At 71.5% G+C, this 21,802-nt stretch carries 16 protein-coding genes; 11 read left to right on the top strand and 5 right to left on the bottom strand.

The features are described 5' to 3' along the window. Positions 1–56 precede the first annotated feature (56 nt). Complete coding sequence (locus tag ACFYW5_RS12925; protein ID WP_389416977.1) at positions 57–908, top strand: hypothetical protein; 852 nt, start codon at positions 57–59, stop codon at positions 906–908. An 11-nt stretch (positions 909–919) separates the two neighbouring features. On the opposite strand, the gene ACFYW5_RS12920 is transcribed toward ACFYW5_RS12925, so the two are convergent. Then, positions 920–2,674, bottom strand: coding sequence for a hypothetical protein (locus ACFYW5_RS12920; protein WP_389416976.1), 1,755 nt, complete (start codon positions 2,672–2,674; stop codon positions 920–922). Positions 2,675–2,917: 243 nt separating this feature from the next. On the opposite strand from ACFYW5_RS12920, the gene radA reads away from it, so the two are divergent. Beyond that, complete coding sequence (gene radA / locus ACFYW5_RS12915; RefSeq protein WP_389416975.1) at positions 2,918–4,327, top strand: DNA repair protein RadA; 1,410 nt, start codon at positions 2,918–2,920, stop codon at positions 4,325–4,327. 81 nt (positions 4,328–4,408) lie between these two features. Continuing rightward, the gene (gene disA, locus ACFYW5_RS12910) at positions 4,409–5,533 is read left to right on the top strand and encodes a DNA integrity scanning diadenylate cyclase DisA (RefSeq protein ID WP_389416974.1); all 1,125 of its coding nucleotides are present in this window, start codon (positions 4,409–4,411) and stop codon (positions 5,531–5,533) included. A 43-nt stretch (positions 5,534–5,576) separates the two neighbouring features. Here the strand turns inward: disA and ACFYW5_RS12905 are convergent, their stop codons facing one another. Further along, on the bottom strand, positions 5,577–6,431 hold the full coding sequence (locus ACFYW5_RS12905; protein ID WP_389416973.1) for a hypothetical protein: 855 nt from the start codon (positions 6,429–6,431) through the stop codon (positions 5,577–5,579). 268 nt (positions 6,432–6,699) lie between these two features. Between ACFYW5_RS12905 and ACFYW5_RS12900 the strand changes: the two genes are divergently transcribed. The 5 genes from ACFYW5_RS12900 to cseC all read left to right on the top strand — a co-directional run bounded on the left by ACFYW5_RS12900 (position 6,700) and on the right by cseC (position 11,185). Continuing rightward, positions 6,700–7,629, top strand: a complete 930-nt coding sequence (locus ACFYW5_RS12900) for an A/G-specific adenine glycosylase (RefSeq protein ID WP_389416972.1) — start codon at positions 6,700–6,702, stop codon at positions 7,627–7,629. 202 nt (positions 7,630–7,831) lie between these two features. Continuing rightward, the gene (locus ACFYW5_RS12895; protein ID WP_250079574.1) at positions 7,832–8,371 is read left to right on the top strand and encodes a SigE family RNA polymerase sigma factor; all 540 of its coding nucleotides are present in this window, start codon (positions 7,832–7,834) and stop codon (positions 8,369–8,371) included. Next, a complete protein-coding gene (locus ACFYW5_RS12890; RefSeq protein WP_389416971.1) occupies positions 8,359–9,030 on the top strand; it encodes a hypothetical protein in 672 nt (223 codons plus the stop codon). Before ACFYW5_RS12895 ends, ACFYW5_RS12890 begins: the two co-directional genes overlap by 13 nt. A gap of 103 nt (positions 9,031–9,133) precedes the next feature. Further along, positions 9,134–9,838: a two-component system response regulator CseB gene (cseB, locus tag ACFYW5_RS12885; protein WP_389416970.1), complete on the top strand. Its 705-nt coding sequence runs from the start codon at positions 9,134–9,136 to the stop codon at positions 9,836–9,838. 12 nt (positions 9,839–9,850) lie between these two features. Further along, positions 9,851–11,185, top strand: coding sequence for a two-component system sensor histidine kinase CseC (gene cseC, locus ACFYW5_RS12880; RefSeq protein ID WP_389416969.1), 1,335 nt, complete (start codon positions 9,851–9,853; stop codon positions 11,183–11,185). Between the two features lie 816 nt (positions 11,186–12,001). Here cseC and ACFYW5_RS12875 read toward each other — a convergent pair. Beyond that, the gene (locus ACFYW5_RS12875; protein WP_389416968.1) at positions 12,002–13,567 is read right to left on the bottom strand and encodes an MDR family MFS transporter; all 1,566 of its coding nucleotides are present in this window, start codon (positions 13,565–13,567) and stop codon (positions 12,002–12,004) included. Positions 13,568–13,701: 134 nt separating this feature from the next. Between ACFYW5_RS12875 and ACFYW5_RS12870 the strand changes: the two genes are divergently transcribed. Then, complete coding sequence (locus ACFYW5_RS12870) at positions 13,702–14,295, top strand: TetR/AcrR family transcriptional regulator (RefSeq protein WP_389416967.1); 594 nt, start codon at positions 13,702–13,704, stop codon at positions 14,293–14,295. On the opposite strand, the gene ACFYW5_RS12865 is transcribed toward ACFYW5_RS12870, so the two are convergent. After that, positions 14,292–14,924, bottom strand: coding sequence for a M23 family metallopeptidase (locus tag ACFYW5_RS12865; RefSeq protein ID WP_389416966.1), 633 nt, complete (start codon positions 14,922–14,924; stop codon positions 14,292–14,294). The two genes, ACFYW5_RS12870 and ACFYW5_RS12865, sit on opposite strands and share 4 nt — an antisense overlap. A 374-nt stretch (positions 14,925–15,298) precedes the next feature. On the opposite strand from ACFYW5_RS12865, the gene ACFYW5_RS12860 reads away from it, so the two are divergent. Next, a complete protein-coding gene (locus tag ACFYW5_RS12860) occupies positions 15,299–18,415 on the top strand; it encodes an NACHT domain-containing protein (RefSeq protein WP_389416965.1) in 3,117 nt (1,038 codons plus the stop codon). A 114-nt stretch (positions 18,416–18,529) separates the two neighbouring features. Continuing rightward, entirely contained in the window at positions 18,530–19,162 is a 633-nt protein-coding gene (locus tag ACFYW5_RS12855; RefSeq protein ID WP_389416964.1) for an HAD family acid phosphatase, read from the top strand. 74 nt (positions 19,163–19,236) lie between these two features. On the opposite strand, the gene ACFYW5_RS12850 is transcribed toward ACFYW5_RS12855, so the two are convergent. After that, entirely contained in the window at positions 19,237–21,765 is a 2,529-nt protein-coding gene (locus ACFYW5_RS12850) for an ATP-dependent Clp protease ATP-binding subunit (RefSeq protein WP_250077158.1), read from the bottom strand. Positions 21,766–21,802: the final 37 nt, after the last annotated feature.

Genomic DNA, 21,802 nt, shown 5'->3' with positions numbered 1-21,802 from the left:
TGCACCGCCCCCCGGTACGGTCCCGGCCTGGGTCCCGGGCGACTTACTCTGGACACGTGCCAAAGACGAAAAAGGCGAAGGACCAGAAGACGGCCAAATCATCCGGCGGTTCTTCGCAGGTGATGCTGTCGAAGAAGGCGAAGAAGAAGATCCTGGTCGCGGATGAGAAGGGGCTCGACTTCGCACGCGCGTGGGTGGAGTTCCCCGATCCGGGAGACGACGAGCAGATCTTCCGGTGCGATCTGACCTGGCTGACCTCTCGCTGGAACTGCATCTTCGGCAGCGGCTGCCAGGGCATCCAGCCGGGCCGCGCCGCGGATGGGTGCTGCACCCTGGGCGCCCACTTCTCCGACGAGGACGACGAGAAGCGGGTGGCGGAGCACGTGGCGAGGCTCACGCCGGAGATCTGGCAGCACCATGACGTGGGCACACAGACCGGGTGGATCTCGGAGGACGACGAGGGCTCCCGGCAGACCCGCCCCTACGAGGGCTCGTGCATCTTCCAGAACCGGCCCGGCTTCGCGGGCGGCGCGGGCTGCTCGCTGCACATCCTGGCCCTCGCGGAGGGCCGCGAGCCGCTGGAGACCAAGCCGGACGTCTGCTGGCAGCTTCCGGTCCGGCGGACCTACGACTGGATCGACCGGCCCGACGACACCCGGGTGCTGCAGGTGTCGATCGGCGAGTACGACCGCCGCGGCTGGGGCCCCGGCGGCCATGATCTGCACTGGTGGTGCACCTCGGCGACCTCGGCACACGGCGCCGGTGACCCGGTGTACGTCTCCTACCGGGCGGAGCTGACCGAGCTGATGGGCAAGGCCGGCTACGACCGCCTGGTCGAGCTGTGCGAGGAGCGGCTGGCCTCGCAGCTGCCGTTGCTCGCACCGCATCCGGCGGATCCGGTGGTCTGACGGCCCGCGGACTACGACGTGGACGGGCTCGGGTCGCCGCTGCTTTCCGGCGGCGCGGAACCGGACGGATCGGCCGAGTCGGACGGGGGCGGATCCGGGTCGGACGACGAGGGCGGCGGGTCGCTCGGGGTGGGGTCCGTGGGCGGCGGGTCGGTCGGGGTCGGCTCGGGGTCGGTGGGCGTCGGGTCCGGGGACGTCGGGGGCGGGTCGCTCGGCGTGGGATCCGTCGGCCGCGGATCGGGGTCGGAGGGCCCAGGGTCGGAGGGTCCTGGGTCGGAGGGGCTGGGCGCGGTGCCGTAGCCCTCGATGCGGACGACGGCTCCGGCGGGTGAGACGGCGACTCGTGCGGTCCAGTACCCGGACGGCTCGCGCAGCGGGTCGACGTACACCTTGATCGTCAACGATTCGCCGGGGGCGAGGGTTCCCGACGACCGGCTCAGGTAGAGCCAGTGGGCGCCGGTGGTGGCGGACCAGCGGACCGGGGCGTCGCCGGTCGCGGTCAGCGTGATGAGCGTGGTGTCGCCGCGGTGGCCCGCCGTGACCTCCAGGTGTCCCGCGCCCTTCTTCCCGGCCCCGGTGACGCTGATCACCTCCACCGTGACATCGGGCCTGCCACCCTTGGTGAAGCCGCCGCCGGGGCGGGCGCCGGCGTTGCCCGCGTTCTCGTAACCCCCGCCCGCCGCGGCGCTGTTCAGGGCGTCCGGGCCGTGCGCCTCGCTCGCGCCGGCCGCCCGGCCCTCGGTGGCCTCGCCGGTGGGCGTGCCCCGGTAGGCCGCCCACAGGGCCAGCACGGGGGCGGCGACGACGGTGGCGACGACGGTCGTCGTGACGGCACGCGCGCGGAGGCGGTCCCGGCGGGCGGCCCGGTCCTTGGGGTCCATCGGGAAGCCGCGGCGGTCGAAGCGGGGAGCAGTGCCCCGCGCGCGCGGGACGCGCGCCATGGCCACGCACAGGGCCGCGCGGGGTGCCTCCAGGACGGGCAGTTCGGCGGGGGTGACGGTGGCGCCGGGCCAGCGGCCGGGGACCGCGCGCTCGGCGGTGCGGCGGCAGTGGGGGCAGTCGTCGACGTGGCGCACCAGCTCGCGGCGCAGGGCGCTGCTGAGGACCAGCTGGTGGTCGCCGGTGAGGCGGGCGACGCCCGGGCAGCTGCCGGTCTCCACCACGGCGAGGGCCGCGCGCGTGCGCTCGACCTCGCAGGCGGCGGAGGCGAGCAGTTCGCGGGCGGCGGCGGGGTCCATGCCGAGGACGGCGGCGACCTCGTGGGCGGCGAGATGGTGGCGAACCGCGAGTTCGAGCGCCTCACGCTGCTCGGGAGTGGTCCCGGCGGCCTCCGGCCAGGCCAGCAGGGCGAGTTGGCGCCTGCGCTCCTCCTGGGCCTGCTCGGAGACGGGCGGGGTGACGGACTGCCGGGGGGTGCCGGAGCGGCCCGCCGCGTGACCGGCCTGACGTTTCTGCTTGGCCTCGGCCAGCTTGCGCAGACAGGACCAGCGGGCCAGCGCGTACAGCCAGGCGCGGCGGTCGGCGGCGGACTCGGGGACGCGCTGGCCCCGGCGCTCGGCCAGGGCGAGGACGTCGCCGAGGGCGGCGGTCGCGGTGTCGTGGTCGCACAGGACGGAGAGGCAGTAGGTGAACAGGCCGTCCAGGTACGGCTCGTAACGCGCGGGCGGGCGCTGCGCGAGGGTGCGCGCGGCGCCTCGGTCGCGCGCCTCGCGGTGCGCTCGGTGTGCGCCGGTGGTGCGGGTCGTGGTCTCCGGTCGGCTGCTCATCACCCGTGGACCGTAGGCGGGTCGGGGAGGCGGCTTCCTCCACCTTGAGCACATTTAATCCGTACGGGTGAAACGATCCCTCATAAGGGGACACCGGCCTCGGATTCCATGGCCGGTTCCCATGGGTCGTGGCCGGTTCGTGAGGCCGGCCGGGGTGGTGCGGGGCGGTTCCCGCTCCCCCGCGGCCGCTCGGCACCGGCGGCGCCGAGGGCATTGTCAGTGGGGGCCTATACCGTTCCGTCCATGGCCACCCGTACGAAGTCCGCCAAAGAGCGTCCGTCCTACCGCTGCACCGAGTGCGGGTGGCAGACGGCCAAGTGGCTCGGGCGGTGCCCGGAGTGCCAGGCCTGGGGCACCGTCGAGGAGTACGGCGCGCCCGCGGTCCGGACGACCGCGCCGGGGCGCGTCACCAGTTCCGCGCTGCCCATCGGGCAGGTCGACGGGCGGCAGGCGACCGCCCGGTCCACCGGCGTGCCCGAGCTGGACCGGGTGCTCGGCGGCGGGCTGGTGCCGGGGGCCGTGGTGCTGCTCGCGGGTGAGCCCGGCGTCGGCAAGTCCACCCTGCTGCTGGACGTCGCGGCCAAGGCGGCCAGTGACGAACATCCCACGCTCTATGTCACCGGCGAGGAGTCGGCGAGCCAGGTGCGGCTGCGCGCCGACCGCATCAAGGCCCTGGCCGACCATCTGTACCTCGCCGCCGAGACCGACCTGTCGGCGGTGCTCGGCCACCTGGACGCGGTCAAGCCGTCCCTGCTGATCCTCGACTCCGTGCAGACGGTGGCCTCCCCCGAGATCGACGGCGCCCCGGGCGGCATGGCCCAGGTGCGGGAGGTGGCGGGGGCGCTGATCCGGGCCTCCAAGGAGCGCGGGATGTCCACGCTCCTGGTGGGCCATGTCACCAAGGACGGCGCCATCGCCGGACCCCGGCTGCTGGAACACCTGGTGGACGTCGTGCTGCACTTCGAGGGCGACCGGCACGCGCGCCTGCGCCTGGTGCGCGGCGTCAAGAACCGGTACGGCGCGACCGACGAGGTCGGCTGCTTCGAACTGCACGACGAGGGCATCACCGGACTTACCGACCCAAGCGGACTTTTCCTGACCCGGCGTGACGAACCGGTCCCCGGCACCTGTCTGACGGTCACCCTGGAGGGCCGCCGCCCGCTGGTCGCCGAAGTGCAGGCGCTCACCGTCGACTCGCAGATCCCCTCCCCGCGCCGCACCACCTCCGGTCTGGAGACCTCCCGGGTCTCGATGATGCTGGCCGTACTGGAACAGCGGGGCCGGATCAGCGCCCTGGGCAAGCGGGACATCTACTCCGCGACGGTCGGCGGAGTGAAACTCTCGGAGCCCGCCGCGGACCTCGCCATCGCCCTCGCGCTGGCCAGCGCGGCCAGTGACACCCCGCTGCCGAAGAACCTGGTCGCGATCGGCGAAGTGGGCCTTGCGGGCGAGGTCAGACGGGTCACGGGCGTCCAGCGCCGGCTCTCCGAAGCACACCGCCTGGGCTTCACCCACGCGCTCGTACCGGGCGATCCCGGGAAGGTCCCCGCGGGCATGAAGGTACTGGAAGTCGCGGACATAGGGGACGCCCTGCGCGTGCTTCCGCGCTCCCGTCGGCGAGAGGCCCCACGGGACGACGAGGACCGCCGGTAGACTTTGCCCTGGTCTCGCCCGTCCGTACGAACCGAGTATGCGAAACGGGAGCGCCCCAGAACTTGCGACCGGAGGAGTGCAGTGGCAGCCAACGACCGGGCAGCAGCTCCCGGAAAGTCCGGTGGGAGCTCCGGTGCCGATGCCCTGATGCGCGCCTCACTGAGCGCCGTGGCACCAGGCACGGCACTGCGCGACGGCCTTGAGCGGATCCTCCGCGGCAACACCGGAGGGCTCATCGTGCTGGGCTCCGACAAGACCGTCGAAGCCATGTGCACCGGCGGATTCGTCCTGGACGTCGAGTTCACGGCCACCCGCCTGCGGGAGCTGTGCAAGCTCGACGGCGGCATCGTGCTCTCCTCCGACCTGTCCAAGATCCTGCGCGCGGGAGTGCAGCTGGTGCCGGATCCGACGATCCCCACCGAGGAGACAGGCACCCGGCACCGTACGGCGGACCGGGTCAGCAAGCAGGTCGGGTTCCCCGTGGTCTCCGTCTCGCAGTCCATGCGGCTGGTCGCGCTCTACGTCGACGGGCAGCGGCGGGTGCTGGAGGACTCGGCGGCGATCCTGTCCCGGGCGAACCAGGCGCTGGCGACCCTGGAGCGGTACAAGCTGCGGCTCGACGAGGTCGCGGGCACGCTGTCGGCGCTGGAGATCGAGGACCTCGTGACGGTCCGGGACGTCTCGGCCGTCGCGCAGCGGCTGGAGATGGTGCGGCGGATCGCCACCGAAATCGCCGAGTACGTGGTGGAGCTGGGCACCGACGGACGGCTGCTGGCGCTTCAGCTGGACGAGTTGATCGCGGGCGTCGAGCCCGAGCGGGAGCTGGTCGTCCGGGACTACGTGCCCGAGCCGACGGCGAAGCGGTCCCGCACGGTCGAGGAGGCGCTGTACGAGCTGGACGCGCTGAGCCATGCGGAGCTGCTGGAAATGCCCACGGTGGCCCGGGCCTTGGGGTACACCGGGTCGCCCGAGGCGCTGGACTCGGCGGTGTCGCCGCGCGGGTTCCGGCTGCTGGCGAAGGTGCCGCGGCTGCCCGGGGCGATCATCGACCGCCTGGTGGAGCACTTCGGGGGACTGCAGAAGCTGCTCGCCGCGAGCGTGGACGACCTCCAGACCGTGGACGGCGTCGGCGAGGCCCGGGCCCGGAGCGTGCGCGAGGGGCTGTCGCGGCTGGCGGAGTCCTCGATCCTGGAGCGCTACGTCTGAGTTCGCAGCGTGCCGGTAGCCACCGGCACGCTGCTGGCAGGACCTAGTCCTTCGCCAGCACGAACGACGTCTGCGCCTTCGCGAAGCCCGGAGTCTTCGCTTCCACCAGGTAGGTGCCGGCCGCAGCCGAACCCGCCGGGGGCGTGGCGCACCGATCGGCGCTCGGCTTGCGGTCCCACTTGACGGCGTAGGTGACGCTGCTGTCGGCCGCGACCCGGAACATCAGGTGGCCGGCGGTCCTGGGGCAGTCCGCCGAGGACCAGTACTCCTCGTCGCCGCCCGCCTGAGTGATCGTCACCACCGCGTTCTTCGGGCCCAGATCGACCTTGCAGTCGCTCCCCGACGAGTTGGTCGCCGTGAGCCGAAGCGTCGGCGTCTCGCCGGGCCCGTAGGTGTTCCGGACACTCCGTACCGTCAACTTCACTGCGCCCGCAGTGCAGTTGGGCAGGGAAGAGCCCGCCGGAAGCGCGTCGCCCGCCCCCACGCCGGTACCGCCGCCCGTCGAGCCGCCGCCCGCGCTGCCGTCGGAGGAACCGGAACCCGACCCGTCCCCGGACCCCGCCGCATCGCCGGAGCCAGAGCCAGATCCGGAGCCGGAACCGTCACCGGACCCCGAGTCCGATCCCGACCCCCCGCCGGTCTCCTCGTCGCCCGACTCGTCCCGCCCGCCCGGGGCTTGGCTGATCGCCGGCCCGGAGCCGGACGGTCCCGGCGTGATCGTCGAGGGTGCGGGATTCTTGCCGTTGCCTCCGTCGGCGCCGTTGTCGCCGCCTCCGCCCGAGGCGAGCACCCAGGCGATCAGCAGCGCCAACAGGGCGAGCACGGACAGCAGTACGGCCCTCCGACGCCAGTAGATGGAGGAGGGAAGCGGCCCGACCGGATTGCGCAGAGATCCCACGGCGCAAACTGTACGAGAGATCGGCGCGTTAGCCGGCGCCACCCGCCGCCCCGGGCCGCAACTTTTCCGGATCATCATCCCGGACCGTCACCCCAACCGCCGTACCCACCCCGGCCTTTGGTGGGGTCGGGCGCGCGACGGTCGCAGCACGTTACGGTACCGGCCCGACGATCACCGTCCGTGATCACGGTCCGCGGGACCCGCCGTACCTCCAAGGGGTGGCGGTCCCCCCGTGCCCCCGCCCCCGCATGGCAGGATCGGTAGGGCCATGACTGCGCCCACGAAGCCCGACGCCCTCCCGGCCGCCCCCTCCGACTCCCCCGGCGGCGAGCCCCTGCACACCCCCGTCATCGACTGGTTCGACGGCCACGCCCGCGATCTGCCCTGGCGGCGGCCCGAAGCCGGGCCGTGGGGGGTGATGGTCAGCGAGTTCATGCTGCAGCAGACGCCCGTGAACCGGGTCCTGCCCGTCTACGAGCAGTGGCTCGCCCGCTGGCCGCGCCCCGCCGACCTGGCCGCCGAGGCCCCCGGCGAGGCCGTGCGCGCCTGGGGCCGGCTCGGCTATCCGCGCCGCGCGCTGCGGCTGCACGGCGCCGCGGTCGCGATAACGGAACGGCACGGCGGCGACGTACCGACCGACCACGCGCAGCTCCTGGCGCTGCCCGGGATCGGCGAGTACACGGCGGCGGCGGTCGCCTCCTTCGCGTACGGGCAGCGGCACCCGGTGCTCGACACCAACGTCCGTCGCGTCTTCGCGCGGGCGGTGACCGGCGTGCGGTACCCGCCGAACGCCACCACCGCCGCCGAGCGCAGGCTCGCCCGCGCGCTGCTGCCCGAGGACGAGCGGACCGCCGCGCGCTGGGCCGCAGCCTCCATGGAGCTGGGCGCGCTGGTGTGCACGGCGAAGAACGAGTCGTGCCACCGCTGCCCGATCGCCGCGCAGTGCGCCTGGCGGCTCGCGGGCAAGCCGGAGCACGAGGGACCGCCGCGCCGCGGCCAGACCTACGCCGGCACCGACCGCCAGGTCCGCGGCAAGCTGCTCGCCGTGCTCCGCGAGGCGCACGCGCCCGTGCCGCAGGCGGTCCTGGACCGCGTATGGCACGAGCCGGTACAGCGCGCCCGGGCGCTGGACGGTCTGGTGGCGGACGGTCTGGTGGAGCCGCTGCCCGGTGGTTCGTATCGGCTGCCGTTGACCTGACGCGACCGACAAATCACCCCGTACCACACCAATGCAGTGCGCTCCTTTACCCCTGGCCTACTTCCGTTACACAACCGACGGACAGCCGATTGCCAGCCGCGGGCTGCTTCGGACACCGCCGTGACAACGCCTCCGTAGCTTCAGTGCCGTGCCCGACGGGGTGGCACGGCAGCGAGTACACGGGGAAGCGGAGGCGGTCAACATGGCGCAGGGCGAGGTGCTCGAATTCGAGGAGTACGTCCGCACCCGGCAGGACGCGTTGCTGCGCAGCGCGCGCCGGCTGGTCCCGGACCCCGTGGACGCCCAGGACCTCCTCCAGACGGCACTGGCCCGGACGTACGGCCGCTGGGAGACCATCGAGGACAAGCGGCTCGCCGACGCCTACCTGCGCCGGGTGATGATCAATACGCGGACCGAGTGGTGGCGGGCGCGCAAGCTGGAGGAGGTGCCGACCGAGCAGCTCCCGGACGCCTCGGTCGACGACTCCACCGAGCAGCACGCGGACCGCGCCCTGCTGATGGACGTCCTGAAGGTGCTCGCCCCCAAGCAGCGCAGTGTGGTCGTGCTGCGACACTGGGAGCAGATGTCCACGGAGGAGACGGCCGCCGCCCTCGGCATGTCGGCCGGAACGGTCAAGAGCACGCTGCACCGGGCGCTCGCCCGGCTCCGCGAGGAGCTGGAGAGCCGCGATCTGGGCGCACGCGCGCTGGAGCGTGAGGAGCGGGAGCGTTGCGCGGCCTAGCCAGTGCGGCCACCGGGACGACCGGGCCCCGGGGGACCTCCCAGGCGGTGATCACGGCGGTGGCCGTGTTCGCCGCCCTCGCCCTTTTCACCTCAGCCTGCGGCACCGGCGGCACCGGCGCCCGCGACGAGGGCCCGGCACACGACGAGGCCGTGGCGGGCGCGGCCGTGGCCCCGCAGGGCTCGCCCTCGCCGTCGGCGGCCGGACGCCCCGGGGCGACCGAGCTCGTCCGGCTGATCAAGGCGGACCCGAAGGTGTCGACCGAGGTCAAGCGCGGCCTCAAGCCCTGCGCCGCCGACGCCTACCCCCTCGACACGTCCTTCGGCGACCTGACCGGCGGCACCGCCGACGATGTCGTCGTCAACGTCCTGACCTGCGGAGACGGTGTCGGCGTCGGCTCGTATGTGTATCGCGAGCAGAACGGCGCGTACGAGAATGTGTTCAAGGCGGAGGAACCGCCGGTGTACGCGCAGATCGACCGCGGTGATCTGGTGGTGAGCAAGCAGGTGTACGAGAAGGGCGACCCGGTGTCGAGTCCGTCCGGCGAGAACGTGATCACGTACCGCTGGCGCCAGGGCCGCTTCGCCCAGGAGTACTTCTGGCACAACGACTACGGCACGGTCGTCGGCGACGCGCCCTCGCCGGTGCCGGAGGCCTGAGCGCGGCCGGGATGAACCGATCGGGCGCTCGAATGAACCGATCGGGCGCTCGGACCGATCTCCTAGTAGGACACCCACCACCACGAGGACTGAGAGCACCGGGATGGCAGACCAGACCCACGTTCTGTTCGTCGAGGACGACGACGTCATCCGCGAGGCCACCCAGCTCGCCCTGGAGCGGGACGGCTTCGCGGTCACCGCCATGCCCGACGGCCTGTCGGGCCTGGAGGCGTTCCGGGCGGACCGGCCCGACATCGCCCTGCTGGACGTGATGGTGCCCGGACTGGACGGCGTCAGCCTGTGCCGGCGGATCCGGGACGAGTCGACCGTGCCGGTGATCATGCTGTCGGCGCGTGCCGACTCCATCGACGTCGTGCTGGGTCTGGAGGCGGGCGCGGACGACTACGTCACCAAGCCGTTCGACGGTGCCGTGCTGGTCGCGCGCATCCGCGCGGTGCTGCGCCGGTTCGGGCACGCGAGCGGCGGTGACCGGGGCGAGGAGCCGGGGGCGGCGGCGGCCGGCGGGGTGCTGACCTTCGGTGAGCTGGAGATCGACACCGAGGGCATGGAGGTGCGCCGGGCGGGCCGGACGGTCGCGCTCACGCCGACCGAGATGCGGCTGCTGCTGGAGTTTTCCTCCGCGCCGGGCACCGTGCTCTCCCGGGACAAGCTCCTGGAGCGGGTGTGGGACTACGGCTGGGGCGGGGACACCCGGGTCATCGACGTTCATGTGCAGCGGCTGCGCACGAAGATCGGCCAGGACCGGATCGAGACGGTCCGCGGCTTCGGCTACAAGCTCAAGGCCTGAACGGGGCGGGGAATGCGGGGGATCACCTGGCGCCGCGCGGATCTGCGCGCGGCCGATATCCGTACCGGGCTGAAGTGGAAGCTGAGTGCGGCCATCGCGCTGGTCGGCGCGCTGGTGGCGGTCGCGCTCAGCCTGGTCGTGCACAACGCGGCGCGGGTGTCGATGCTGGACAACGCGCGCGATCTCGCCGACGAGCGGATCCAGATCGCGCAGCGCAACTACGAGCTGTCCGGGCGCCCGAACTTCCCGAACGTCAAGGTCGACGACCGGCGGCTGCCCGAGCCGCTGCGGGAGAAGGTCGAGCAGGGGCGGCGGGCGACGTACGTCACCGACGCGGACGGCGGACCGGACATCTGGGCGGCCGTGCCGGTGCAGGACGGGCGGGTGCTGTCCCTGCACACCGGGTTCACCGACCGCAGCACCGACATCCTCAACGACCTCGACCAGGCCCTGGTGATCGGCTCCATCGCGGTCGTCCTCGGTGGCAGCGCGATCGGTGTGCTGATCGGCGGGCAGATGTCGCGCCGGCTGCGCAAGGCGGCGGCCGCGGCGGGGCAGGTCGCCCAGGGCGAGCCGGACGTGCGGGTGCGGGACGCGATCGGCGGCGTGGTCCGGGACGAGACGGACGATCTCGCGCGGGCGGTGGACGCGATGGCGGACGCGCTCCAGCAGCGGCTGGAGGCGGAGCGGCGGGTCACCGCGGACATCGCGCACGAGCTGCGTACCCCGGTGACCGGGCTGCTCACCGCGGCGGAGCTGCTGCCGCCGGGCCGGCCGACCGAGCTGGTCCTGGACCGGGCGAAGGCCATGCGCACGCTGGTGGAGGACGTCCTGGAGGTGGCCCGGCTCGACGGCGCCTCGGAGCGGGCGGAGCTGCAGGACATCCTGCTGGGCGAGTTCATCACCCGACGGGTCGCGGCGAAGGATCCGCACGCCGAGGTCCGCGTCGTGCACGAGTCGGAGGTCACCACCGACCCGCGGCGCCTGGAGCGCGTGCTGTTCAACCTCCTCGCCAACGCCTCCCGGCACGGCAAACCGCCGGTCGAGGTCACCGTCGAGGGGCGGGTCATCCGGGTCCGCGACCACGGCCCCGGGTTCCCGGAGGCGCTGCTCGCGGAGGGGCCGAGCCGGTTCCGCACCGGGAGCAGCGACCGGGCCGGCCGCGGGCACGGGCTGGGCCTGACCATCGCGGCCGGCCAGGCCCGGGTCCTCGGCGCCCGCCTCACCTTCCGCAACATCCGCCCGGCCGGCGCCCCGGAGCACGTACCGGCGGAGGGGGCGGTGGCGGTCCTGTGGCTCCCGGAACACGCACCGACGAACACGGGGAGCTACCCGATGCTGCCGTAACCCGCGGCAAGCCGAGCGATACGGACGAACACGGGGAGCTACCAGATGCTGCCGTTAGCCCCCGGCAAGCCGAGCGATACGGACGAACACGGGGAGCTACCAGATGCTGCCGTTAGCCCCCGGCAAACCGAGCGATACGGCCACGGGAGCCGACCGGATGCCACTGGGGAAACCTGGCAGGCACCGCCGTAGAACTCGGCCCGGTGCCGCCGCGTGGGCCTGCCCGATGCCGCCACGCGGACCTGCCGACGCCGCAGCAGAAGCCGCCCCGTCACCGCCGAGCACACCTGACCGGTCCCGCCGAGCGGAGCTGTCGGAGCTGCCACGCAGACCCGCCCGGGCCCGCCGAGCGGAGTTCTCGGATGCCGCTGCGCAGACCTGCCCCGCCACGCCGAGCAAAGCCACCGGATGCCGCTGCGCAGACCCGCCGACCCCGCCGCAGAAGCCCACCCGACACCGCCGAGCACACCTGGGCCGACCCCGCCGTAGAACCCAACCCAATACCACCGCGTAGACCTGCCCCGCCACGCCGAGCGGAGCCACCGGATGCCGCTGCGCAGACCCGCCCGACCCCGCCGCAGAAGCCCACCCGACACCGCCGAACGCACCTGGGCCGACCCCGCCGTAGAACCCAACCCAATACCACCGCGCAGATCTGCCGATGCCACCGCGCGGACCCGCCGATACCGCCGTAGAAGCCAGCCGCCGAGCAGACCCGGCCCCTGCCGCCGCGCCGACCCGCCGATACCGCCCCGCCGCCCGCCGACGCCCCCGCAGAACCCAGCCCCCGAGCACCCCCGCCCGCTCCCGGCGGCGTCAGACCGCCTCCGCCACCGGTGCCGTCGGCGTCGGGGCGTCGTCCTTCGGGCCCGCCCCCTTCAGCGGGACCTCCTTCACGAAGACCGCGGCGATCAGGGAGACCACCGCCACCACGGCCCCGAGCAGGAACGCCGAGTGGGTGCCCGCGGACACCGCGTGCTGGTACGCCTCCCGCGCCGCCTCCGGCAGCTTCGCCAGGCTCGCCGCGTCCAGTTGCGCGGACTGCTCGGTCACCTGGGAGCCGAGGGAGCCGGCCCGTTCGGCCATGACGTCGCCGACCCGGTGGTTGAACAGCGCGCCCATGATCGCGACGCCGAAGGAGGAGCCGAGGGTGCGGAAGAGGGTGGTGGAGGAGGACGCGACGCCCATGTCCTTCATCTCCACGCTGTTCTGCGCCACCAGCATGGTGATCTGCATCAGACAGCCCATGCCGAGACCGACCACGGCCATGAACACCCCGGAGACCAGCCGCGAGGTCCCGGTGTCCATCGTGGACAGCAGGTACAGCCCGACGACCATCAGCACACTGCCGACGACCGGGAAGACGTAGTAGCGCCCGGTGTTGGTGGTCACCCGGCCCGCGACCATCGAGGTCACCAGCATCGCGCCGAGCATCGGCAGGAGCAGCAGCCCGGAGTTCGTGGCGGACGCCCCCTGCACGGACTGCTGGTACAGCGGCAGGAAGAGCGTGGCGCCGAACATCACGAAGCCGGTAATGAAGCCGATGACGGACATCAGCGTGAAGTTGCGGCTGCGGAAGATGTGCAGCGGCAGCACCGGCTCCGCGGCCTTGGTCTGCCAGAACACGAACCCGACGAGCGCGGCGACGCCGATGCCGATCAGCTCCATGATCCGCGCGGACGTCCAGGCGTACTCGGTGCCGCCCCAGGTGGTGACCAGCACGATCGCGGTGATGCCGACGGTCAGCAGCGCGGCGCCCAGATAGTCGATCCGCGCCTGCGCCCGCTTCTTCGGCAGGTGCAGGACCGCGCTGATGGCGAGCAGGGCGACTATGCCGAGGGGGAGGTTGATGTAGAAGGCCCAGCGCCAGCCCCAGTGGTCGGTGATGGTGCCGCCGACCAGCGGTCCGCCGATCATCGCGAGCGCCATGACGCCGGCCATCATGCCCTGGTACTTGCCGCGCTCGCGGGGCGGGATCAGGTCGCCGATGATCGCCATCACGCCGACCATGAGTCCGCCCGCGCCGAGGCCCTGGACGGCCCGGAAGCCGATCAGCTGGCCCATGTCCTGGGCCATGCCGCTGAGCATGGAGCCGATCAGGAAGAGCACGATCGAGCCCATGAAGACGCCCTTGCGCCCGTACATGTCACCGAGCTTGCCCCACAGCGGGGTGGAGGCGGCGGTGGCGAGGGTGTACGCGGTGACGACCCACGAGAGATGTTCGAGCCCGCCCAGTTCACCCACGATCGTCGGCATCGCCGTACCGATGATCATGTTGTCGAGCATCGCCAGCATCATCGTGATCATGAGCGCGAGCAGGACCACCCGCACGCTCCTGGCCGGTTTCTCCGGTACCGCGTCCACGGCCTGTGTCTGCGCCATGACTCCCACTCCCCCAGCTCCCGCTACTTACTTGCCGACCGGCTAGTTGTCTACACTGCAGGAAAGTAGAGGCGTAACTAGCCGGGCGTCAAGTAAGTTTTTGCCAAGCGTCGAGGAGTACGAGGATGGGCGGCATGGGCGGCACGGATGGCACCAAGCAGGGGCGCCGCGGCAACACCCGCCAGCGCATCCAGGACGTGGCGCTCGCGCTCTTCGCCGAGCAGGGGTACGAGAAGACCTCGCTGCGGGAGATCGCCGAGCATCTCGACGTCACCAAGGCGGCGCTCTACTACCACTTCAAGACCAAGGAAGAGATCCTGGTCAGCATCTACGACGATCTGACCCGGCCGATCCTGGACCTGATCGAGTGGGGCAAGGGCCAGCCGCACACCCTGGAGACCAAGCAGGAGATCGTACGGCGCTACAACGACGCCCTGACCGACGCGGCCCCGCTGTTCCGCTTCATGCAGGAGAACCAGGCGACGGTACGGGAGCTGCGCGTCGGCGAGACCTTCAAGGAGCGCATGAAGGGCCTGCGGGAGATCATCATCGACCCCGACGCCCCGCTGGTCGAGCAGGTCCGCTACGTCAGCGCGATCTTCGCCCTGCACGCCGGGATGTTCTTCCTCCAGGACCTCGACGCGGATCCCGAGGACAAGCGCGAGGCCGTTCTGGAGGTGGCGATGGACCTGGTGATCCAGGCCCATCGCGGAAGCACGCGGGGTTAGAGCGACAGGCCCTTGGCGCGCAGGAAGGCCACCGGGTCGACGGCCGTGCCGTAGTTGGCGGTCGTACGGATCTCGAAGTGCAGGTGCGGGCCGCTGGAGTTGCCGGTGTTGCCGGACAGGGCGATGCGCTGGCCGGTCTTGACGATCTGGCCGGCCTTGACCTGGATCTTCGACAGGTGGGCGTACTGGGAGTACGTGCCGTTGCCGTGCTTGATGACGACGGCGTTGCCGTAGGCCGGGCCGTCACCGGCGCCGTTGGAACCGGCCTTGACCACGGTGCCGCCGCGGGCGGCGTAGACCTGGGTGCCGGTGGCGACGGCGAAGTCCTGGCCGCTGTGGGTGGACTGCCACATGCCGCCGCTCTGGGCGTAGCTCGCCGACTTCGTGTACTTCTTCACCGGCTTGACCCAGGAGGCGGCCTTGGCTGCCTTGGTCGCCTTGGTCGCCTTGGCGGTCGCGACGGCCTTCGCGGTCGTGGCGGTCTTCGCGGTCTGGGCGACGGCGGGCTCCGCGGCCGAGGCGACTCCGGCCCCCAGCACGACCGACGCCCCCAGGGCGGCGGCCACGGCGGCGACGCGAGTGCGGAGCGTGGACGTACGGGAAGAACGGACGGAGACGCGCTGGGACATCGAAAACCTCGTGAGGTGGGGGACATGAGAACCACCCGGCGCTCAGACAGCTGCCGGATGGGGCCACTCCTTGGTACCGCCGAGGCCCATCCCCGCCCAAACCCCCCATCTACGAGTCAAGCTAGTACTTGACCGTAAAACCGTCTTCCTTCTTGACACAGCTCTCATCCAGGACGAATCAGTCCATGACTGGAAAAGCGGGGTGGAGGTTCCGGGCCAAAAGTCCTTTTTGCCCGAACGGACCTTTCCACTACTCCGCCTAGTAACGGACAAATCGCCTGTGCGGCATGTCACCGGGCCCCAAGATCCAGGGACGCCGGAATGTGACCGGCGCTACGCTGACCTGCGTTCATGTGACGACGGGGGAGGGCGGGTTGGACCCGGCAGTACTCGGCGCCAGGCTGGCGTCCGGCTTGATCGGTCCGCTGGTGCGCAAGCTGTTCGTCAAGGAGGGCCCGGGCGCGGCCCTGGTCGACCGGCCGGTCCGGCTCTCGGCGCTGGTGTCCTTCCGGGGCGAGCGGAGCACCCTGGACCGGCCCGCCCTGCACAAGCTCTCCGCCGAGCTGGTCCGCCAGGCCCTCAAGGGCGGTGAGCGGCCCATCGGCGCCGACGAGGAACAGGCCGTCGCGCACGCCCTCACCGACACCCTGTACGCCCTGGGCGACCTGGCCATGACGGACGTGCAGGCGGTGGACCTCGGGCACGAGCACCTGGCCACGGCCCTGCGCCGCGCGAGCGGCCACCCGGACCGCGAACTCTCCTATGACGCAGGTCACTTCTACGCCCGCCTGCTCACCTCCGCCTGCCTGCACATCGTGCACTTCTTCACCCAGCGCTCCGCCTTCGTCCCCCGCACCCTGGTCGAGCAGTCCCGGCGCCAGCGCGAGCTCATCGCCAAGGTCGACGAGCTGATCGCCCGCACCCCGCCCACCGGCGGCACCGACACCGCCTTCGAGCGGCGCTATCTGTCGTACGTCCCCACCAGGCACGGCCGGCTCACGATCTACGGCATCGACCTGGCCCACTCCCCCGACCGCTGGCCCCTGGACGCCGCCTACCTCAGCCTCCAGGCCCTCGGCCCCGCCGAGGACGACCGCGCCACCGGCCCCGGCGGGCTGCACATCGCCTCCGCCGACGGCGCCCTCCCAGCCGAACAGGCCTTCGCGGAACACGACCGGGTGCTGCTGCGCGGGGTGGCCGGCTCCGGCAAGACCACCCTCGTGCAGTGGCTCGCGGTGACCGCGGCCCGCGGCGAGCGCGGCGACCGGGTCCCGTTCGTCCTGCCGCTGCGCACCCTGGTCCGCCGGGGCCTCCCGGCGCCCGACGCCTTCTTGTCCGCCGTGCAGGTCCCCTTCCACGGGAACCAGCCGGACGGCTGGGCCGACCGTGTCCTGACCGCCGGCCGGGGGCTGCTGCTGGTCGACGGCATCGACGAGATACCCGAGCGCGAACGGGAACGCACCCGCCGCTGGCTGCGCGACCTCCTCGACGTCTACCCCGGCAACCAGTGGCTGGTCACCTCCCGCCCCTCCGCCGTGCACGAGGACTGGCTCTCCGCGGACGGCTTCGCGGAGCTGGCGCTCACCCCGATGAGCCAGGACGACGTCGCCGCGTTCATCGACCGCTGGCACGCGGCGGCCCGGATCGACGCGCCCGACCCGGAGCGCCTGGACGGGTACCGGCGCTCCCTGCTCGACGCCGTCCGCACCAAGCCGGACCTCGGGCGGCTCGCCACCAACCCGCTGATGTGCGGACTGATCTGCGCCCTGCACCGGGACCGGCGCGGGTATCTCCCGCACGGCCGCAAGGAGTTGTACGACGCCGCCCTGTCGATGCTGCTGGCACGGCGGGACGAGGAGCGGGACATGTTCCCGCCCGGGGAACCGGGCGGAGTGTTCCTCACGGAGCTGCCCCAGATCCAGCTGCTGCAGCGGCTCGCCTACTGGCTGATCCGCAACAACCAGTCCGAGCTGGACCGCGACCGCGCCGAGCGGATCATCGCCGACGTCCTGCCGTCCCTGCCGGTCGCCGGCGAGCAGGGCGACGCCGGTCAGATCCTGCGCCATCTGCTGGTCCGCAGCGGCCTGCTGCGCGAACCGGCCGCCGGGACCGTGGAGTTCGTCCACCGCACCTTCCAGGACTACCTGGGCGCCAAGGCCGCCGTGGAGGACGGCGACTTCGGACTGCTGGTGCGCGGCGCGGCGGACGAGCAGTGGGCGGACGTGCTCCGGATGGCGGTGGCGCATGCGCGCCCACGCGAACGGGCGGATCTGCTACGGGACTTGAGTACGGCGGCACAGCGGGCGGACGGAGCGGTGAGCGCGCGGATCCGGCTGCTGGCGCTGGCGTCCCTGGAGCACGCGACGGAGCTGGACCCGCGGGTGCGGGCGGAGGTCGAACGCAACGCGGCCTCGCTCATCCCGCCCCGCACCACGGAGGAAGCCCGCGCCCTGGCCTCCGTAGGACCGCTCGTCCTGGAGCTGCTGCCCGGCCCGGAGGGGCTGGACGAGGAGGAGGCGCGGGCGGTCGTCGTCACGGCGTCCCTCATCGGCACGGAGGCGGCACTGCCGGTGCTGGCCCGGTTCCGGAGCCATCCGGGGCTCGACGTACGCGCCCAGCTCTCCTGGAGCTGGTCCCGGTTCGCCACGCGCCGGTACGGCGAGGAGATCGTCGCGCATCTCCGGCAGGAGGAGCTGTTCTTCACCGCACGCTCGGCCGAACAGCTGCGTTTTCTGAGGCAGTTGGGCGGCAGGCCTTCGGTCCAGCTCGTCGGCGGTATCGCGGCGGACGAGATCGGCGCCGGGCTCGTCCCGGAGGCCACGACCGAACTCGTCCTGCGTGCCAATGACGAGCTGCGTGATCTGAGGTGCCTGGCGGGCCTGCACCGGCTGAGCTATCTGGACGTGAGCAGATGCTCCCACCTGGAGAGTCTGTCCGCGGTGGCCCGTCTCCCGCTGATCTGGCTCTCCCTGGACCTGCTGCCCCGGGGCCTCGACCTGTCCGTCCTCGCCGGCTCGCCGACGCTGGACCAGCTCGACCTCGGTGTCCTGCTGGAGGGCGCCTCCCTCGACGAGGCGCTGCCGCGGGACCTGGGACTGCGCTACCTGCGCTTCACCAAGCACGCTCTGGAGCTGACCGGCCTGCGCGGCCTGCGTCACTTCCGCTCGCTGAAGCGGCTGAGCCTCGCCAAGCTGACCTCCGCGCTCTCCCCCGCCGACCACGAGGAGATCGCCCGGCTCCCGGAGTTGCGGCATCTGCACATCGACTGGCAGCACAACGGCGGCTGGCAGGGCCCGCCCCTGCCGGGGGTCACCCACCTCCGCCTCAACAACCTCCAGGGCACCGAGGATCTGTCAGCCGTCCCGGACCGGTTCCCCGACCTGCGCTCGGTCACCGTCGTCTACGCCCCGGACGTCACCGAGATCCCCCCGGCCGTCCTCGCCCCCCTCCCGGTGACCCCGTCCTTCGAACGGATCCGCCGCGTCGTGTGACGCGCACGCCTCTAGCCACCTACCGTCCAGTAACCCTACGGTTCCCCTCGCGCCACCCGCTCGCACGAACATGCACACGACATGCCGGCCGTACGCGAAGGGACCCCCACCCACATGACCACCCGACGCCCCTGGGCGCTCCGCACAGGTGCCACCGCCGCCTCCGCCGCCGCCCTGGTGGCTTTCGCCGTACCCGCGCAGGCCGCGACGAGCACCGGCACCCCGACCGTCGCCACCGCCGCCGCCACCGCGGACGTCGACTACGACACCTGGCAGAAGGACTGCCGGCTGGTGATGAACCAGGCACTGCCCCAGCTGCAGCAGCGGATCGCGAACCCCAGGCCGGGCGAGAAGCAGGCGATCGTGCTCGACATAGACAACACCAGCCTGGAGACCGACTTCGGCTTCAGCTACCCCCAGCCGGCCAACAAGCCGGTCCTGGAGGTCGCCAAGTACGCGCAGGAGCACGGCGTCGCCCTGTTCTTCGTGACCGCCCGCCCGGGGATCATCCAGTCGGTCACGGACTACAACCTCAAGTACCGCGGCTACAAGGTCGCCGGACTCTACGTCCGCGGCTTCCTCGACCTGTTCAGGAACGTCGGCGACTACAAGACGGCCCAGCGCGTCGACATCGAGAACAAGGGCTACACGATCATCGCGAACATCGGCAACAGCTCCACCGACCTCTCGGGCGGCCACGCCGAGAAGACGTACAAGTTGCCGGACTACGACGGCCAGCTGTCCTGAGCGACGGCATGAAAAGGGGCTGCCCCAGGACGAGGTCCCGGGGCAGCCCCTTTGGTTCAAGCCCAGCGCGGCGGCTAGGCCTCCTTGCTCAGGTTGGGCCCGGCACCGCCGGCCGCCTGCTCGATCGGCGGGACGTCGGGCAGCGCCGACTTCTCCTCACCGCGGAAGGTGAAGGTCTGGGTCTCGCCCTCGCCCTCGGTGTCCACGACCACGATGTGACCGGGGCGCAGCTCGCCGAAGAGGATCTTCTCCGACAGCGTGTCCTCGATCTCGCGCTGGATGGTGCGGCGCAGCGGACGCGCACCCAGCACCGGGTCGTAACCCTTCCTGGAGAGCAGCTCCTTGGCGGACTGGGAGAGCTCGATGCCCATGTCCCGGTCCTTCAGGCGCTCGTCCACCTTGCCGATCATCAGGTCGACGATCGCGAGGATGTCGGCCTGGGTCAGCTGCGGGAAGACGACCACGTCGTCGACGCGGTTGAGGAACTCGGGCCGGAAGTGCTGCTTGAGCTCGTCCGAGACCTTGTTCTTCATGCGCTCGTAGTTGGTCTTCTTGTCGCCCGAGGCCGCGAAGCCCAGGTTGAAGCCCTTGGAGATGTCCCGGGTGCCGAGGTTGGTCGTCATGATGATGACCGTGTTCTTGAAGTCCACGACCCGGCCCTGGGAGTCGGTCAGCCGACCGTCCTCCAGGATCTGCAGCAGCGAGTTGAAGATGTCCGGGTGGGCCTTCTCGACCTCGTCGAAGAGGACCACGGAGAACGGCTTGCGGCGGACCTTCTCGGTCAGCTGGCCGCCCTCTTCGTAGCCCACGTAGCCGGGGGGCGAACCGAAGAGCCGGGAGACCGTGTGCTTCTCGCTGAACTCCGACATGTCGAGGGAGATCAGCGCGTCCTCGTCGCCGAAGAGGAACTCGGCGAGCGCCTTGGACAGCTCGGTCTTACCGACACCGGAGGGGCCGGCGAAGATGAACGAGCCACCGGGACGCTTGGGGTCCTTCAGACCCGCACGGGTACGACGGATCGCCTTCGACAGCGCCTTGACGGCGTCGACCTGGCCGATGACCCGCTTGTGGAGCTCGTCCTCCATGCGGAGCAGACGCGAGGACTCCTCCTCGGTCAGCTTGAAGACCGGGATGCCGGTGGCGGTCGCGAGGACCTCGGCGATCAGCTCGCCGTCGACCTCGGCGACGACGTCCATGTCGCCGGCCTTCCACTCCTTCTCCCGCTTGGCCTTCGCGGCGAGGAGCTGCTTCTCCTTGTCACGCAGGGAGGCGGCCTTCTCGAAGTCCTGCGAGTCGATCGCGGACTCCTTGTCCCGGCGGACCCCGGCGATCTTCTCGTCGAACTCGCGCAGGTCCGGCGGCGCGGTCATCCGGCGGATGCGCATCCGGGAACCGGCCTCGTCGATCAGGTCGATCGCCTTGTCCGGCAGGAAGCGGTCCGAGATGTACCGGTCGGCCAGGGTGGCGGCCTGGACCAGCGCCTCGTCGGTGATGGAGACGCGGTGGTGCGCCTCGTACCGGTCACGCAGACCCTTGAGGATCTCGATCGTGTGCGGCAGCGACGGCTCGGCGACCTGGATGGGCTGGAAGCGGCGCTCCAGGGCCGCGTCCTTCTCCAGGTGCTTGCGGTACTCGTCGAGCGTGGTGGCACCGATGGTCTGGAGCTCACCGCGGGCCAGCATCGGCTTGAGGATGCTGGCGGCGTCGATCGCGCCCTCGGCGGCACCCGCACCCACCAGGGTGTGGAGCTCGTCGATGAACAGGATGATGTCGCCGCGGGTGCGGATCTCCTTGAGCACCTTCTTCAGGCGCTCCTCGAAGTCACCGCGGTAGCGGGAGCCGGCGACCAGGGCGCCGAGGTCCAGGGTGTAGAGGTGCTTGTCCTTGAGGGTCTCGGGCACCTCGCCCTTGACGATGGCCTGGGCGAGGCCCTCGACGACGGCGGTCTTGCCGACACCGGGCTCACCGATCAGGACCGGGTTGTTCTTGGTCCGGCGGGACAGCACCTGCATGACCCGCTCGATCTCCTTCTCGCGCCCGATGACCGGGTCGAGCTTGGATTCGCGGGCCGCCTGGGTGAGATTGCGGCCGAACTGGTCGAGGACCAGGGAGGTCGAGGGCGTGCCCTCGGCCGGGCCGCCCGCCGTGGCGGCCTCCTTGCCCCCGGAGTAGCCGGAGAGCAGCTGGATGACCTGCTGCCGCACCCGGTTGAGATCTGCGCCCAGCTTGACGAGGACCTGGGCGGCGACGCCCTCGCCCTCGCGGATCAGGCCGAGCAGGATGTGCTCCGTGCCGATGTAGTTGTGGCCCAGCTGAAGAGCCTCGCGGAGCGAAAGCTCCAGGACCTTCTTGGCACGGGGGGTGAAGGGGATGTGCCCGGACGGGGCCTGCTGGCCCTGGCCGATGATCTCCTCCACCTGCTGGCGGACCGCCTCGAGCGAAATCCCGAGGCTCTCAAGGGCCTTGGCGGCGACACCCTCACCCTCGTGGATCAGGCCCAGGAGGATGTGCTCGGTGCCGATGTAGTTGTGGTTGAGCATCCGGGCTTCTTCCTGAGCCAGGACGACAACCCGCCGCGCGCGGTCGGTGAACCTCTCGAACATCGTTAATCGCTCCTCAGAGCGGTCAGGCAGTGGGGGG

The organism is Streptomyces sp. NPDC002779 (genome assembly GCF_042888685.1).
GTDB lineage: Bacteria > Actinomycetota > Actinomycetes > Streptomycetales > Streptomycetaceae > Streptomyces.
This window is presented reverse-complemented; position numbering and strand designations above follow the sequence as displayed.